We start from the raw sequence: 16687 nt of genomic DNA on the forward strand, positions 1-16687 counted from the left end.
TTTCATTGATGCAGACTGATTTACTTCATCGTTATATTTTTGACAAGCTAGACGTACGTGGTGAGCTTGTACAAATAGAACAGACTTTTACTGACATCATTAGCGGTCACAACTACCCAGAGCCTGTGCAACACCTATTAGGCGAGTTATTGGTTGCAACCAGTTTACTGACCGCTACGTTAAAATTTGAAGGTGACATTGCGGTTCAGCTCCAGGGTGATGGTCCAGTAAAATATGCGGTGATCAATGGTAATCACAAACAACAGATGCGTGGCGTGGCAAGGCTGCAATCTGAGGTTTTGGGATCATCTATACCTGAGCTCATGGGCAAAGGGTATATGGTTATCACCATTACACCGACAAAAGGCGAACGCTATCAAGGCATAGTTCCCCTTTCTAAAGAATCACTTGCCGAATGTTTAGAAGAATACTTCGAGCAATCTGAGCAATTGAAAACCCGTTTATGGTTCGCAACAAGCCTAGTCGGCGATAAAGTGAAAGCGGCAGGTCTGTTTTTACAAGTACTGCCCGTCAATAAAGAAAAGTCTGTTGCCGATTTCCAACATCTTGAAGCACTAAGCGACACGATTAAAGATGAAGAGCTACTAGATTTAGACGCCAATACCGTACTAACTAGACTGTATCACGAAGACAATCCTCAACTTTTTGAACCGCAAGCTATCTCGTTTGTATGTGGATGTAGCCGAGAGAAAACCGAGAATGCGCTGGCCAATGTCGGACTAGAAGCCTTGATGGAAGACTTGCAAAAACACGGCGAGGTCAATATTAGCTGTCATTACTGCTTGAAAAACTACGTTTTTAACGAGCAAGATATTAAATCGTTATTTAATTAAGTTGCGCTTTAGCCCTTAATTACAAAATGAAACCGCCATTTTTGGCGGTTTTTTTATGGCTATTGGGTGATACCGGTGTCATAAAACATACAAAAGTTATGACACCGGTATCATTGAAATTATTCAAGTTTTTTGACGTTTTTATGTAATTTTAAGCACTCTAAAGGCTCGAATATCTCAATTTCATCTGTTACTATAAATTTAGCTAAGGGCAAGAGTACCCCAGAGCTATCCCGTTCAACTCTCACTTTTTAGGTATAAACATGACTTCAAGCGCTACTCGTTTTGTCGATTTAACCGCAGCTGAACTTGTCGAACACGCTATCCGTCGTGGCGAGGGCACTTTAGCCGCAAATGGAGCTTTTGTTGCAAAAACTGGTCGTCGTACTGGACGTTCACCAAACGACCGTTTCATCGTAAAAGAATCAAGCACAGAAAATGACATCCAATGGGGTAACGTAAACCGCCCATTCGAAGGTGCTAAGTTTGATGCTTTATGGGCTCGCGTAGAAGCGCACGTTCTTGAAAATGACCACTTCGTCTCTCACTTAGAAGTCGGTGCGGATCCAGAGCACTATTTACCAGTCGTTGTAACGACTGAAACTGCTTGGCACCACATTTTCGCTAAAAACATGTTTATCGAACCTAACTCTTATAACAAAACTGATTTACCTGAATGGCAGGTGATGAACGTTCCTTCTTTTGTTTGTGATCCTGAGCGTGATGGTACAAACAGCGATGGTACCGTTATCATCAACTTTGCACAGCGCAAAGTGCTTATCGCAGGTATGCATTACGCCGGTGAAATGAAGAAGTCGATGTTCTCTGTACAGAACTTCTTACTACCAGCAAAAGGTGTGCTACCTATGCACTGTAGTGCAAACGTTGGCGAAGCTGGTGACACAACGTTATTCTTTGGTCTATCAGGAACAGGTAAAACTACGCTTTCTGCGGATCCTAAGCGTTTTCTTATCGGTGATGATGAGCACGGTTGGGCACCTGGTAGCGTATTCAACATTGAAGGCGGTTGTTATGCGAAATGTATCGACCTGTCACAAAAGAACGAGCCTGTTATTTGGGATGCAATCCGTTTTGGTACTATTTTAGAAAACGTCGTGCTAGATGAAACGCGTACTCCTGATTATACCGATTCAAGCTTAACGCAAAATACGCGTGCAGCTTACCCTCTTGAGCATGTTGAAAAGCGTAAAGTTGAAAACCGCGCGGGCGAGCCTCGTGCAGTTGTATTCTTAACTTGTGACGTGAGCGGCGTATTACCTCCAGTTTCAATCCTAAGCGAAGAAGCTGCAGCTTATCACTTCCTTAGTGGCTACACAGCGAAAGTAGGCTCAACTGAGATTGGTTCAACTTCTGATATCGAATCAACTTTCTCAACTTGTTTTGGTGCTCCTTTCTTCCCGCGTCCAGCAGGCGTGTACGCTGAGCTACTAATGAAACGCGTGCGTGAGTTTGGCGCTAAAGTTTACCTAGTAAACACAGGTTGGACTGGTGGTCCTTATGGCATTGGTAAGCGTTTTGACATTCCAACAACTCGCGCCGTGATTGATGCAATCGTAAACGATACATTAGAGGGCGTTGAGACACAGCACATTGAGGCACTAAATTTAGATGTACCAGTGGCAGTGGAAGGTGTTGATAGCAAGCTACTTAATCCGGTAAATACATGGCAAGATCAGGCTAAGTATGCGGAATATGCAGCTAAACTTGCGGCTGACTTCAAAGAAAACTTCGCTAAATACGATGTTTCTGAAGCAATCAAAGCAGCAGGCCCTCGCGGCTAACCTAAGAAAGATTCCTTTATCAAAAGCGCCCCTTGTTTGGGCGTTTTTTTGTGTCTGATTTTTTACACATGAATATCTTTCAACAAACTTATTATTAACATTTAGGTACATACATGCTTATATATTGCTGATTATTTAAACAGCACGTATAAGGAAAACCATGAAATTACAATTAAAAAAGAAACAACTAAAATCGCTGCAAGCGAAAGATCTAAACAATCAGGCGACCAGAAAAATTGCTGCCGCGGGCGCGACTTTTGGCTCTAGAGTTGATTGTGGCAGTTGGCAAATTTGTGATACTCACGTTGCGATTTGTGAGTCAATGGGACTTTGTCGTTCAGTAGATATCTGCTAATAACGCGATAACCAAGTCCTTTAATAGGGCGAAAACTCGCCCTATTACGACGTACTCCAAAGCTTATTTAGCACCAACTTTTTAAAGGTTAATACAAATTGTTTCATTGTGATTGGAATGATAGCCACAAGCGCAATTCCCTTATCAAAGTCAGGGTTAACACAACAGTAAAGTGCAATCTCAGTTTTGCTGCTTTCTCTAAAGCGTGCGATTTCAGCCTCGCTGTAATTGGTTTTGCGTCCAACAGCCTTCAAACACCTTAGGCCATTATGAGGGCTTACCAAGCCAACTGGATTGATGGTGTCATAGAGCGTTGCTATCGCGCTATTTTGAGGCAAGTTATTTGGATAAACTTCGGCGATATTTTTTGCCATGGCCCTGAACATGGCGGGACTGAGCATGGTATCTGCATATAACAGTTGTCTACGTGGGTTACGTATATAACGTTTTAATACTTCTATAAGAGAAAACCTAAAGGTGCTGTTTTTCCCTCTAAAGGCAGGTAAAAAAGCAGCTGAAGCGCCAACAATACAAACATCCTTGTTGCTATCATCAAAGGTCAATAAGCAATAGCCGACAATGTCACCGCCTGATAAAAACAACCGAAGCCTGCGCTTTGTACTTTCACCTTTTTCAAAGTACAGTGCAAAGTAATGCTCTACCTCTACATTAGAAAAGCTTGTCGCTATCACTCGCTTCAATTGGTTTAAATACGGTGTATCTAACATTCCCTTTTGATAGCTTAAATCCCTATGCTTTATTGTGCTCAATTTGCTCGCCTACTCTTTTGAAAATCATGCTTCCTCAAGCTTTCCCCGATAAGCTGGCAAAGAAACCTCCGCGATCAGACCACCACCATCTCGATTTCGTAGTCTTACTTTACCGCCGTGTGTGGTCACGATACGTTTGATAATGGCAAGCCCTAAGCCACTCCCCTCACTCCCTCTAGCCTGATCTCCCTGTTTAAATGGTTCGAATACAGACTCTAACTCTGACTCAGGAATACCTGGCCCTCTGTCCATTACTTTTACGATAACAGCACGGTGCTTGGGGCTATACTCTGTCGTCACCTCAATATCTTGTTCAGAATAACGGATCGCATTTTCAATCATGTTAGTAAACACTCGCTTTAACGCGACGGCATTCATCATTACCGCTGGTAAGTATTCCTCTGCTTGCAGGTGAATTGGTCGCTGATGCTGCTGCTCTGCATGAACAACTTCTTCAATAACCGTGTTAACATCGTCTGGCGACATTTCCGCACCGTTGTGATGACGGAGATATTCAATGAATTGGTCAATAATCGCATTCATATCTTCAATATCGTCGATTATCCCCTCGCGCAGGTAGTCTTCTTCATCCGACATCATTTCAGTTGCTAGACGAATTCGGGTTAAAGGCGTACGTAAATCGTGCGATACACCAGCCATTAACAGTCGTCTATCACTTTCTAGGTCTGCGATCCCTTTAGACATTTTATTAAACGCCCGAGTCACCTCTATGACTTCCGTGGACCCTTCTTCAACAAGCCGGGTTGAAAAGTCCCCGACCCCTACTCGACTAGCAGCAATTTGTAGTGATTTTAGCGGTTTATTTAGATGCCGAGCAAAAAGCCAACCCCCTAACACACTTAAGAAACCAATACTGGAGAGGTAGAAAACTAAAAACTCCATTTTTGTTTCACTGAGTCCGCTAAGCGGCACTCTTACCCAATATCCTGGCGCTTGTGGTGGCTCAACCCAATAAACAACCGGATCTCCTTGGCTTATCCTGACTCGCGCAGAGCCATTAAGTTGCTCCGACATACTACGAGACAGCAATGTATATTCTTTGGCCTGCCCCAGCCCATTTACATACGCCTCTCTTTGTGTCATCACCTCAATGCCGGTTATCTCAAAAAATTTGCGAGATAGTGTATTGTCCACTTCAACACCATCTTCCCAATCAATGAAGACCGTTTTAACCTGCTTAGCGAGCATCAGATTCACTTGTTCAAAGGTTGGTTTGAAGACGTATAAGGTAACGGTAATGTAAGACACGACTTGATTTATCAATAGTAACGCGCCGACAAAGAAGACGGTTTGCCCAAATGCACTACGAGGTAACATGCTGGCTACTTCACGCCGTCAGGCACAAATACATACCCAAGACCCCACACCGTTTGTATATAGCGAGGATTAGAGGCGTCATCTTCAATCATACGACGTAAGCGCGAAACCTGAACGTCAATGCTACGCTCAAGTGCGCTATAATCACGCCCTCTAGCAAGGTTCATTAACTTATCTCGACTAAGCGGCTCTCGAGGGTGACTCACCAGTGCTTTAAGTACCGCAAACTCACCTGAGGTAAGTGAAATTGTCGCTTCCCCATGTTGCATCTCTCGCGTCGCTAAATTAAGGGTAAAGTTACCAAAGCTCACTTCATTTTCTTCTGCCGCAGGCGCACCTGGTACTTCTTTGGCACGACGACGAAGAATGGCTTTTATTCGCGCCAACAGTTCTCTTGGATTGAAAGGTTTTGGAATGTAATCATCCGCGCCAAGCTCAAGACCAATAATACGGTCAACTTCGTCACCTTTCGCCGTCAACATGACAATTGGGATCTCATTCTCTTTTTGTCTTAAACGACGACAGATGGAAAGGCCATCTTCTCCAGGAAGCATCAAGTCTAACACCATCAAGTGAAAATTTTCGCGTTCAAGTAGTCTATCCATTTGTTCAGAATTGGCTGCGCTGCGGACGATAAATCCCTGCTCTACGAGATAACGCTCTAAAAGACTGCGCAGACGCATATCGTCGTCAACTACGAGCACTTTGGTGGTTTCATTTCCCATTTATATTTCTTCTATTTATTAATTTACTAAAGCGTGCTGATCTGCGACATTTCGTGCACAAATCATCATCCTGTTCATTTAACGCTCATGGCGATAATGGACCATGATATTATTATGCATAAATATAATTGAATTTGGTGCTTTTCGACACCATACATTGATACTAGATTGTTACCGAACATTACAAGGGTTTAACCCAAAATACCTGAGAAACATGAAAACGAATTTGATCACGCCCGAAGGATACCGCCAACTGCAGCAAGAACATGATCACCTGTGGTTTGAAAAGCGCCCAGAGATCACCAAAATTGTGAATTGGGCAGCGAGTTTAGGCGATCGCTCCGAAAATGCCGACTACACCTTCAATAAACGTTTATTAAGGCAAATAGATAGACGGGTACGCTTTTTACGAAAGCGTATGCCCGAACTAAAAGTCGTGGAATATAGTCCCGAACAAGAAGGTAAAGTATTTTTTGGCGCTTGGGTAGAAGTAGAAAGCGAAGAAGGCGAGGTTCGTGCATTTCGGATTGTTGGACCTGATGAAATATACGAACGCAATGACTACATCTCCATCGATGCGCCAATGGCTAGGGCATTGCTAAGCAAACAAGTCGATGATGAAATTACGGTCACCACACCGCACGGCCGAAGACTTTGGTATATCAACCAAATCGAATATCGCAGAAACACCGAACAATGATAACATTGAGCTAAATTTTGTTTGCCCGAGATGAGTATTATCTAGGCAACACAGACCGATTAAGAAGAGTATAAGGATTTTGCATGAGCAATATCACACAACGTTTAGCAACTGAGCTTAACGCCAGAGAACAGCAAGTTAATGCTGCTATTAGTTTGCTAGACGAAGGGGCAACCGTTCCATTTATTGCACGTTACCGTAAAGAGGTAACGGGTGGCTTAGATGACACTCAACTGCGTTTGCTTGAGCAAAGGTTAGGTTACTTACGAGAACTTGATGAACGTCGCGAGTTTATTTTAAAAACCATCGATGAACAGGGTAAACTCTCTGCTGAGCTAAGTGCAGAAATACAAGCCGCCGACAGTAAAACCGTACTCGAAGATTTATATCTCCCATACAAACCAAAGCGCAGAACAAAAGGCCAAATCGCGATAGAAGCAGGTTTGGAACCCTTAGCTGACGCTTTATTTGCAGATCCAACGTTAGACCCAGAACAACAAGCGACTCCTTTCATTGATGAAAGCAAAGGCGTTGCTGACAGCAAAGCGGCTTTAGATGGCGCTAAATTCATTCTCATGGAGCGTTTTGCAGAAGACGCTAAACTACTTGCTAAGCTCCGAGCACACCTTAAAGACAACGCGCAAATCGAAGCAAGAGTCATCGCAGGTAAAGAAGAAGCAGGAAGCAAATACCGTGACTACTTTGAACATAATGAGCTACTAAATAAAATTCCATCACACCGTGCGCTGGCGATGCTAAGAGCACGTAACGAAGGCTTTTTGCAGTTATCTATCAACCCGGAACCAAGTGCAGAAGACGCCGCTCAATTTTGTGCGCAGATCATTGCCGATCATTACCGCCTAGCCGTCTCTGGTAAAGCTGCCAGTGATTGGTTGATGGGTGTAGTCCAGTGGGCATGGAAGATTAAAATCGCCCTGCACTTGGAAAACGAATTCTTAGGGTCAATGCGTGAAAAGTCAGAGCTAGATGCTATCGAAGTTTTTGCGAAAAACCTAAAAGATCTGCTGATGGCTGCGCCTGCAGGTGCAAAAGTGACAATGGGTATCGATCCGGGATTACGTACCGGATGTAAAGTCGCTATTGTCGATGCCACAGGCAAACTGATTGCAACGAGTACTATCCACCCTCATGCCCCTCAAAACCAGTGGGATAAGTCGCTGAAGACACTAGAGCAAATGTGTCGCCAATACAAAGTTGAGCTTATTGCTATCGGTAACGGAACCGCGTCTCGCGAGACCGACAAACTGGCCGCAGAACTGCTAAAAAGCGCCACCGAATTAAAACTTAATAAAATCATGGTGAGTGAAGCTGGCGCATCGGTGTACTCTGCCTCTGAATTTGCCGCAAACGAATTTCCAGATCTTGATGTATCTCTACGTGGCGCAGTTTCTATTGCAAGAAGATTACAAGATCCGTTAGCAGAGCTTGTAAAAATCGAACCAAAATCAATCGGTGTTGGCCAATATCAGCATGATGTTTCTCAAAGCCAGTTAGGGCAAACGCTAACTGCTGTGGTCGAAGACTGCGTAAACTCAGTGGGTGTCGATGTGAACACGGCATCGATACCATTACTAACGCGCGTCTCGGGCTTGAATAAAACATTAGCCAGTAACATCGTAAAATACCGCGACGAAAATGGCTCTTTCACAGATCGCAAAGCGCTTAAAAAAGTTGAGCGATTAGGACCTAAAGCATTTGAACAAGCAGCCGGTTTCTTACGTATCGCCAATGGCGACGATCCACTGGATGCATCAGCAGTGCATCCTGAAGCTTACCCTGTTGTCAAAGCGATTTGTAAAAAACAAAATCTAGAAGTGAATACCCTTATCGGTAATCGCGAAGTCTTGAATGGCCTTGTGGCAAATGACTATGTAGATGATAAGTTTGGGGTACCAACGGTCACTGATATTATCAAAGAATTAGATAAGCCAGGCCGAGATCCTCGCCCAGAATTTAAAACGGCGCAGTTTAAAGCTGGTGTTGAGACAATCACAGATCTTAAAGTCGGTATGATTTTAGAAGGTGTGGTCTCTAATGTTGCCAATTTTGGGGCTTTTGTGGATGTAGGTGTACATCAAGATGGACTTGTTCACATTTCAGCACTCACGGATAAGTTTATTTCCGATCCACGTGAAGTCGTTAAAGCGGGAGATATCGTTAAGGTCAAAGTGATTGAGGTTGATGTGCCTCGTAAACGCATTAGCTTTACCATGCGCTTAAACGATGAAATATCTCAAGCTCCAGCGCAAAAACAAAACGCTAAGCCGCACAAAGGAAAACCGGTGCCTAAGTCTTCTAAGCCAAAGTCACGAGATGCAGGTAACGCCGCGATGGGTAATGCGTTTGCTGAAGCCTTCGCAAAGCTGAAGAAGTAATCTCAACAGAACAGTGAACAAAGAAAAGCGCGGCCTTGGTCGCGCTTTTCGTTTGTCGGGGGTTTTAACTCGTTTTCACTGCAATGACCCGCGGAGGAGAAGGCCAATACCTACGGTTAAATTTGCACTGATAGCGATGCGGGTTGGTTAGGCATCGCTACATGTTGATAAAAATTTGAGATCCTGAGCGATCTTGCTTGGATTTCAGGGTCAGCTTCAATTGGCATCGCAACAGCGTAAGGATCTGCATCCTGCTTAAGCTTGGCTTGCTCCTCTTCACTCTCTGCTTTTGCCTGCTCACCACTCAAGCGGCGAGTTTGAATGTTTTGTACCCGCTTGCTATCACTTTGCTCTTCACCACTGATAGAAGCTTTTGCCAACTCAGCCTGCGCCGCCGAGAGTTTTTGAGTCGCATCTGCTGCGATGGCTCTGTCAGCGCCAGATGGTTCTGCTGGTGCTAACGCTGCCGCTCTCACCGTTTGCATTTTTTCAATCGTGCCCTGCGGATCACCTTCCAGCGGCGCAACGTCGATCATCACCTCGCCGCCAATAGCATAGTTATTGCCATCAGGACCGCGCTGATATTCATAACTCGGTGAGCCGGCATATTGCCCGCCTACTCTGGCATGAGCCTGCTCATGTAATCTTACTTCTCTATCTCGAGATTTTAATTCTTGAACGATCTGCTCATCTTGCTCGGTTTGTTGCTGCTCTTGTTCATTCTTTTCTTTTTCTTGGCCTTCGCCTTTTTCACCTTGCTCTTTGCCTTGAATGGTTTTGCTTTGCTCTGTTTTACCATCAGAGCCGTAAACTTTTGCATCGTCTACGTTAGAAGAGCGGCCTTTTTCAGAATCGGAAAGGTTGCGGTTTTCAGTAAATGAAGAGTTAGTTGGTGCAGGTTTTGGGATCGCTTCACGCAGCTGATTATCGCGTACAACCGTTTCGGTGTACACGTTGGCAGTGTTTAAATTCATCGCCGGTGGTGGCGTTACTATGTTCATTACACTTTAATATCAATCAACGTACCTAACACTTCATCTGCAGTGCGAATAGTTTGCACATTGGCTTTCGCGTTAAACTCTTCAACTTTTAAGGCTACCACTGATTCGGTCAAGCTTGGCGTCTCACTCACTGGAGCCGTCACAGCTTCACCGGCACTAGCACCTTGCAACTGCCGCCCAGCTGCACGTTCAGAATCACTTTGTTGATCGATGGCAGCGCGGTTAATATCAGCACTTGCTTGGGCAATCCCCTGAGCAGCGCGGTTATAACCGTCAATTCCATTATTTAACACATCACCTATTGGCATATTCGCACCTAGATAAACCTTTTCTTACTGACTAATTATTGCGCAAAATATCAACAAAGAAAAGTAAAAGCGGCAATTTTTTGCCGCTTTATTACTCCAAATATTTAAACAATTGATTTAAGGCGTGATAAAAAGGCTTCTTTATGAGAGATAAAAGGCGCATGAGAGGCCTTTGCAAGCGTATGAGCCTTAAAATTTGGATTTAATGCCTGCATTTTCTCGACTGCCGCTTGTGGAACAAGAGAGTCTAAACGGCCGAATATACCTATAATGGGAAGTTTCAGCTGTGAAAATTCACCACGTAAATCCTGCGATTTCAATATCTCCAACCCACCAGCTAGAGCTTTCGCCTCCGCTTCTGGCAGAGTACCCAGTAACGCTTTAAGTTGTTTGATGTCTTCTCTGGCATGTTCACTGCCCATCGCTTGAATCGCTAAAAACCTTTCTATCGTTTTTGCGCTATTGGTTTGCAGTTGAGTCTCAAAGTTGTTTAGCACCTTAGGGGCTATTCCGGGCCAATCAGCTTGCTCACAAAAAAATGGCGTTGAAGCGACCAAAATAACCTTGCTAACTTTGTCTGGAAAATGAGTAGCTAAATACAATGCAAATAACCCCCCCAAAGACCAGCCTATCAACACGCTTTGTGGCATCAGCTGCTCAGCAATAAGTAAAGCGTTACGCTCAAGAGAATAATCGCCCTCGGCGCTTGGTGTACCACCAAACCCAGGAAGATTGACCGCTTTAATTGGTGTTGTAGGTGCTAAAGCTTCCTCGCATAACTGCCACACCGCTTTGTTCATCCCCCAACCATGGAGCAGCACAACTTCATTTTGCATTTATCTGTTCTCTATACCAAACTTGACGCCATGATAGCTAACCCGGGATGGAAAGCAATGATCCAACTTAATCGGTTATTACCTAAAAAGTGGTGTCAGCCTTGTGTATGTTGTGAACAACGCACAACAGAAGCCTTGCTTTGTCCACACTGCTTACAAGCCTGCTTAGACTTTATGGAACAAGAGATTAATCTACTTAATTACCCTAATATCCAACGCATGGTCAGCCTTGAAGACTGCGATGGGTTAACCGTGGCGAGTTGGTACCGCACGCCTATAAATACATGGTTGCAAGGAGTAAAGTTTAACCACAGCAAAGCCTATCAATGTGCCTTGAATCTGCTGGCTCAAACACTATGGCAGCGCTTCAGTGAAGAAAATGGCTTCCCTGTAGACCTAGTTTGTTGTTTGCCACTACACCGAAGACGGTTAATCCGACGAGGTTACAATCAAGTTGAGCAAATTTGGCAAGGGCTACCAATCACCCAGACAATACTCAAAAGAACAAAGCACACCAAGCCGCAATCTGAGCTGACCAAAGCTAAACGAAAACGTAATTTAAACAATGCCTTTGTGCTCAACCAATCTGTTGAGGGAAAAAATATCATATTGCTTGAGGATGTGATCACAACGGGCGCGACCATGAATGCAGCGGCAAAAGTGTGTAAACAAAACGGGGCGAAAATGGTGTGGGCAATGGCTATCAGCCTCACACCATTCGACGCTTAAAAGCGTATTATTTAATTGATATAGCTAGAACAGATACCAATCAACTTGCTAAATATTCTGGACTTTATCTTATGCCGTGTGCAAAGAACAACGCGTTATTTAGCAGCCGGCTAGAACCGAACCAAAAGCCACGAAATACCGGGTTGTCAGTCATTCCAACAGCCACCCCACGTCCAGACTTTGACGCAATCAAGACAGAGGAACCTGCGATCTGCTCAACGTTGATATTATCAGTATACCCTGCCAATAAAGGCTTTTGAGTGTACGTTAACGACTCGATAAATGGCTTATTATTACGATGCATCACCCAAGTACTATTTTTAAAGACAGGTAATTCCCGGTTCTCGAAGCCAAAAGACAAGGGATGACTTAAATCCAAACGCGCATCAAAAATCGCGCCGGCAATCCGCTGCTTTGCCGAAAGGCTATCTTGATCTGCAAAGGTGAGATTTTTGCTGTCAAACTGGGCTCGCATTTCTTTGCTTGAAACCATTTTAGCGTCTAGTAGTTGCTGTTCGATTAGCCACTGTGCACCACGCTTTTGCCCCCAAATCACACCGCCTTTAGCAACCCAACTCAAGAGCTTGGCTTTGCTCTTGTCACTTAAATCTCCATACTTACCATCAGCCAATAAAATATGGGTGTAGCGTGTAAGATCGAGTTTCTCGATATGCTGCTTTTCCACAATCGACGGGGCTAGTTTTAAATGCCTATCCAAATGATACCAAAGCTCACCCGCTTCATATTGACTTACACCCGCACCACCTATGATGAAGACTTCTGGCTTTTGCAGCTGCAGCATTTGTCTTGACCCAAAATCGACGCCACTTTGTGTCATGCCTGTAGTCACACTATAGACTGGAAGTGAAAGCTCTCTGGCGATTGTTTCAAGCTCAGTAAACCAGTCCGCTTGCTGTTGAATACCACTTGCTATCACCAATGTACCGGCCTGGAAGTCATGAGAGCCTGAGGTTGTTGATGCTGAAAATGGTGACATTGCAGCTGCTACTTTCACTCCTGCCTGTAAGAGTCGATTTGCTAATTGTGGCGCCAGATAATGGTGCCATTCTATGGTGTAGGCATAACTTCCTGCAACGGGAGCCAATATATTTGAGTCAGTGCTCGATTCACCTTGAAGCTTTAAACCCCAGCCACTTTTTACTGCGGCAAAATCTAAATCATAAGCATACGGCATCGTCCAACCTGAAACATCGTAGAACGTGTTGTCCTTAAAATGCGTCTGTGTGCTAAATAGTGCTTTTATCAAGCGATATTGCGGCTGGGCTAGTGGAATGTATAAATCCCCTTGCTGATATTCGGTGTTATCAACTTCTTTGGCTTTTGAGAGGTATTTCACCTCTATCTGATGCTGTTTCAATAAATCCACAAACGCTTGAAAACGGTAGTTATCTTTGCCGCGAGCAACAACGTAACCGTTAATTTCATCTTTACTCGCAAGCTCGTTCGCTTGTTGATAAAACTGCTGCTGATAATCAAGTAAAGCGCGTCGATGCGTTATGCTGGCTTGGAATGTCGAGAGACTCGTCGTGACTTGATTTTTAATCGTTTCAGGAAAACTCAACACGCCATACTGAGTTTCTTGTGCATGCCCTCTACTACTAGCTTGTTCGAATAAAATGCCAACCGCACCATTTACGTCGGGGTACGTAGAACCTTTGCCATAATAAAAGTCATCAAAACTCTCTTGAGTAAAATATAACTCCCCTTGCGCATCAAGAGCTTTGGCATGAAACTTACCAATCTCGTTGGTTAGCGCTACGTTTTGTAATGGGGTAATTGGGTGAGTTCTTGATGGGATCCCTGGTTGGAAAAAATACGTACTATTTGGTCCCATTTCATGAAAATCGGTCAGTACGTTTGGTTTCCAACGATGGAACGCTTTGATCCGTGCTTTTGACTCAGGATGTTGTAGTAGTAACCAGTCACGATTGAGGTCAAACCAATAATGGTTAGTGCGACTAGAAGGCCAAGACTCATTATGCTCACGATGTGCAGGATCGGTTGATAGAGACATGCTCTTATTGGCGTTTGCCCATGTAGCAAAACGTGATAAGCCATCAGGGTTCAAAGCTGGATCTAACAATATCACCGCATTATCAAGGAGCTGCGTAACAGACTCGCCCTGCGCCGCAGCTAAATAATATGCCATGAGTACCGCGGCATTGCTTCCTGAAGACTCATTACCGTGCACGCTATAGCCCATCCACATCACAACTGGCTGGTCTGAACGGCTTTGGCTACTGCTCAATGAAGCAATATGATCTTGCTGAATACGCGCCAAGTTTTGTTGGTTTTGTGGCGAGCTCGCTTTTAGGAGTAACAAAGGACGTCGCTCATGGCTAAACCCGATTGTTTCGACACTCAGTCTTGGACTTTCGCTTGCAAGGGTATGTAGATAATTAACGATTTGATCGTGGCGCAAATGCCACTGCCCAACTTCATATCCAAATGCTTGTTTTGGCGTAGTTATTGTGGGATCAAATTTTACTTCATCGCCAAAATAATAGGCAATGGGCTTGGCCTGCAAGCTAAAGCTCAACAGCACGATAATACAGCTTATTAACCGCATGATAATGTCCTTTAATTCCGATTACTTTTCAAGCTAACAAGCACACCGCCGATTGCCAAATTTTTACGCCGAACACTAGCGACAACACGACGAGGAGAGTATGATACGTATTAACCGAGTAATTTAGTCAAGTATAGAGCGAATTATGATCCATATTTCAGATTCTGCCCAAAGCCATTTCGCGAAACTATTAGCCGATCAGGCTGAAGGCACCAATATTAGGGTTTTCGTGGTTAATCCAGGCACCTCTCAAGCTGAGTGTGGCGTGTCATATTGCCCAGCAGATGCCGTTGAACAAAGCGATATCCGCTTACCGTTTAATGGTTTTGAAGCCATCGTTGATGAAGAAAGTGCACCATTTTTAGAAGAAGCCGATATCGATTTCGTTACCGATAAAATGGGGAGTCAGTTAACGCTTAAGGCACCAAATGCCAAAGCTAAACGATTACGTGACGATGCGAGCCTAGCTGAACGCGTAGAGCACATGCTTGTGACAGAAGTAAATCCACAGTTGGCCAATCATGGTGGTCAAGTTAGCCTAGTAGAAATTACCGCAGATGGTATTGCAGTACTTCAATTCGGCGGTGGTTGTAACGGCTGCTCAATGATTGATGTCACATTGAAAGAGGGCATCGAAAAAGAGATGATCGCTAAGTTTGAAGAAATCAATGGCGTACGTGACATCACAGAGCACGCGCGTGGCGAACACTCTTACTATTAATGAGCAAAACCCTCATTTATCGCTTAGGGTCTCACCCTAAGCGAAGCCTCAAATTTTTCCTTTTTGGCCTTGTTATTGTGTTACTCGCGGGTGCTTTTATAGCACTGGGTTATTATCAAGATCATCGCTTTCAAATCGCAGGTTTAGTGCTTTTACTTCCTGGTTTGTGCTGTGCCTTTTACGGTTATATTGGTATTTTTGCTAACCGCTTTTCTCAAGTGATAGAAGCCAGAGAAAAACGCCGCCAAGCCCTAAAAGATAACGACCCATTTGCTTAACGCAGCTCCATTATTCGAGTAAAGCAGCTTCTCGAGAGAGCTGATGATATTTATATGCCAAAGTCAATCCACGCAACCCCATAAAACAACTCATCGCAAGCCAGAGCGCATGATTACCGAGTGGCAATGCAATTAAAAACGGCAAGAAGAAACCGAATACCGCAGAAACTAACATGCTGTTTCGCATTTCTTTAGCACGAGTAAGCCCCACAAAGATGCCGTCAAACAAAAAGCAACTCATAGCAATCAAAGGTAATAGCACCAACCAAGGTAAGTAAGTACCTGCCAACGTTATTACTTCGGGGATATTGGTTAATAAACTAATGATCCAGCCACCAGCTAGATAAAAAATAGCGCTGTATAAAAGCGCAAATGCAGCCCCCCAAAACAGGCTTACTTTTACCCATAATTGCAATTGTCCTAACGAGCTTTGTCCTTTTGCTCTGCCGACCTTAGCCTCCGCAGCATAAGCAATACCGTCCATCGCAAAGCTGACTAACATCAAAAAATTCAGTAAGACAGCGTTGGCCGCTAGTGTGATCTCACCAAGCCTTGCGCCATAGAAAGTCATGAAACTAAAGCAGAGTTGTAAGATCAAGGAACGAATAAAAATATCACGATTCAAGGTGAGTAAACTGAACCACTGTGCGCGCTTTGGTAGAGTGAATTTCAACGTAATACCGTGACGCTTTGCGACCAATGCGCTCAAAAACAAGGATAAGCCTAATGCCGAATAGTCTGCAATCAGTGAAGCCCACGCTGCACCTGCTACTCCCCACTCAAATCCGACAACAAATAAAATGTCCAAGGCTATATTCACTATGTTTGTGAACAACACCAGATAGAATGGTCCTCGCCCGTAATGCATCCCAAGCATAAAGCCCAGCAACACAAGATTTAACATTGCTGCAGGCGCACTAAATACACGGATCTGAAAATATAATTTTGCTTGCTCAAATACTTCACTAGAAGCATTTGAAAGCTGAGCAATAACTTGGATCAGCAGAGGAGATAACACAATCAAACTCACGGCAAAGAGCAGCGCAATGAGCATACTGGTATATAGTGAACGTGTTAGCTTGTCATGGTCTTGCTGGCCGCTTGATTGAGCGATCACTCCTGTTGTACTCATTCGCAGAAAACTTGCAAGCCAAAATAGTACCGAGATAGCGCTAGAGCCAAGCGCAATCCCAGCCAAAAAATGCGCATCCCCCATATGACCAATTACTGCCGTATCGACTAATCCTAACAGTGGCACCGTAATATTTGATAGTATCATCGGAC

16 protein-coding genes are annotated in these 16687 nt (G+C 44.2%); 8 read left to right on the forward strand and 8 right to left on the reverse strand.

Annotated features, from left to right (window positions below; genetic code table 11):
* Positions 1 to 8 precede the first annotated feature (8 nt).
* The 3 genes from hslO to GSF13_RS22880 all read left to right on the forward strand — a co-directional run bounded on the left by hslO (position 9) and on the right by GSF13_RS22880 (position 3011).
* Positions 9 to 854 carry an Hsp33 family molecular chaperone HslO gene (gene hslO / locus GSF13_RS22870; RefSeq protein WP_010604366.1) on the forward strand — a complete coding sequence of 282 codons (846 nt, stop codon included), beginning with the start codon at positions 9 to 11 and terminating at the stop codon, positions 852 to 854.
* A 263-nt stretch (positions 855 to 1117) separates the two neighbouring features.
* Entirely contained in the window at positions 1118 to 2656 is a 1539-nt protein-coding gene (locus GSF13_RS22875; protein ID WP_010378491.1) for a phosphoenolpyruvate carboxykinase, read from the forward strand.
* A 160-nt stretch (positions 2657 to 2816) separates the two neighbouring features.
* Entirely contained in the window at positions 2817 to 3011 is a 195-nt protein-coding gene (locus GSF13_RS22880; RefSeq protein WP_010604365.1) for a hypothetical protein, read from the forward strand.
* Positions 3012 to 3055: 44 nt separating this feature from the next.
* Here the strand turns inward: GSF13_RS22880 and GSF13_RS22885 are convergent, their stop codons facing one another.
* The 3 genes from GSF13_RS22885 to ompR are packed head-to-tail and all read right to left on the reverse strand — an operon-like array spanning position 3056 to position 5844.
* Positions 3056 to 3781, reverse strand: a complete 726-nt coding sequence (locus GSF13_RS22885; protein ID WP_227386789.1) for a hypothetical protein — start codon at positions 3779 to 3781, stop codon at positions 3056 to 3058.
* A gap of 24 nt (positions 3782 to 3805) precedes the next feature.
* Positions 3806 to 5119: a two-component system sensor histidine kinase EnvZ gene (envZ, locus tag GSF13_RS22890; protein WP_010604363.1), complete on the reverse strand. Its 1314-nt coding sequence runs from the start codon at positions 5117 to 5119 to the stop codon at positions 3806 to 3808.
* 5 nt (positions 5120 to 5124) lie between these two features.
* Entirely contained in the window at positions 5125 to 5844 is a 720-nt protein-coding gene (ompR, locus tag GSF13_RS22895) for a two-component system response regulator OmpR (RefSeq protein ID WP_010378483.1), read from the reverse strand.
* A 214-nt stretch (positions 5845 to 6058) separates the two neighbouring features.
* On the opposite strand from ompR, the gene greB reads away from it, so the two are divergent.
* Both greB and GSF13_RS22905 read left to right on the forward strand, forming a co-directional pair.
* The gene (gene greB / locus GSF13_RS22900; protein WP_010378480.1) at positions 6059 to 6544 is read left to right on the forward strand and encodes a transcription elongation factor GreB; all 486 of its coding nucleotides are present in this window, start codon (positions 6059 to 6061) and stop codon (positions 6542 to 6544) included.
* Between the two features lie 83 nt (positions 6545 to 6627).
* Positions 6628 to 8940 (forward strand): Tex family protein, encoded by a 2313-nt coding sequence (locus GSF13_RS22905; protein WP_174171057.1) that lies wholly within the window; start codon positions 6628 to 6630, stop codon positions 8938 to 8940.
* Between the two features lie 116 nt (positions 8941 to 9056).
* Here GSF13_RS22905 and GSF13_RS22910 read toward each other — a convergent pair whose 3' ends face one another.
* The 3 genes from GSF13_RS22910 to bioH all read right to left on the reverse strand — a co-directional run bounded on the left by GSF13_RS22910 (position 9057) and on the right by bioH (position 11085).
* Positions 9057 to 9941, reverse strand: coding sequence for a putative metalloprotease CJM1_0395 family protein (locus GSF13_RS22910; protein WP_206471525.1), 885 nt, complete (start codon positions 9939 to 9941; stop codon positions 9057 to 9059).
* The gene (locus GSF13_RS22915) at positions 9941 to 10249 is read right to left on the reverse strand and encodes a hypothetical protein (RefSeq protein WP_102057660.1); all 309 of its coding nucleotides are present in this window, start codon (positions 10247 to 10249) and stop codon (positions 9941 to 9943) included. The genes GSF13_RS22910 and GSF13_RS22915 overlap by 1 nt, the downstream gene beginning before the upstream one ends.
* 104 nt (positions 10250 to 10353) lie before the next feature.
* A complete protein-coding gene (gene bioH / locus GSF13_RS22920) occupies positions 10354 to 11085 on the reverse strand; it encodes a pimeloyl-ACP methyl ester esterase BioH (protein ID WP_206471526.1) in 732 nt (243 codons plus the stop codon).
* A gap of 57 nt (positions 11086 to 11142) precedes the next feature.
* On the opposite strand from bioH, the gene GSF13_RS22925 reads away from it, so the two are divergent.
* Positions 11143 to 11814, forward strand: a complete 672-nt coding sequence (locus tag GSF13_RS22925; RefSeq protein ID WP_206471527.1) for a phosphoribosyltransferase family protein — start codon at positions 11143 to 11145, stop codon at positions 11812 to 11814.
* Positions 11815 to 11878: 64 nt separating this feature from the next.
* On the opposite strand, the gene GSF13_RS22930 is transcribed toward GSF13_RS22925, so the two are convergent.
* The gene (locus GSF13_RS22930) at positions 11879 to 14404 is read right to left on the reverse strand and encodes a M14 metallopeptidase family protein (protein WP_211867187.1); all 2526 of its coding nucleotides are present in this window, start codon (positions 14402 to 14404) and stop codon (positions 11879 to 11881) included.
* A gap of 145 nt (positions 14405 to 14549) precedes the next feature.
* On the opposite strand from GSF13_RS22930, the gene nfuA reads away from it, so the two are divergent.
* Positions 14550 to 15125 (forward strand): Fe-S biogenesis protein NfuA, encoded by a 576-nt coding sequence (gene nfuA, locus GSF13_RS22935; protein WP_010378467.1) that lies wholly within the window; start codon positions 14550 to 14552, stop codon positions 15123 to 15125.
* Positions 15125 to 15403, forward strand: a complete 279-nt coding sequence (locus GSF13_RS22940; protein WP_174171052.1) for a hypothetical protein — start codon at positions 15125 to 15127, stop codon at positions 15401 to 15403. The genes nfuA and GSF13_RS22940 overlap by 1 nt, the downstream gene beginning before the upstream one ends.
* 10 nt (positions 15404 to 15413) lie before the next feature.
* On the opposite strand, the gene GSF13_RS22945 is transcribed toward GSF13_RS22940, so the two are convergent.
* Positions 15414 to 16682: an MATE family efflux transporter gene (locus tag GSF13_RS22945; RefSeq protein WP_249122729.1), complete on the reverse strand. Its 1269-nt coding sequence runs from the start codon at positions 16680 to 16682 to the stop codon at positions 15414 to 15416.
* Between the last annotated feature and the right edge of the window lie 5 nt (positions 16683 to 16687).

Source organism: Pseudoalteromonas sp. M8 (assembly GCF_018141365.1).
In the GTDB taxonomy this organism is placed as follows: domain Bacteria; phylum Pseudomonadota; class Gammaproteobacteria; order Enterobacterales; family Alteromonadaceae; genus Pseudoalteromonas.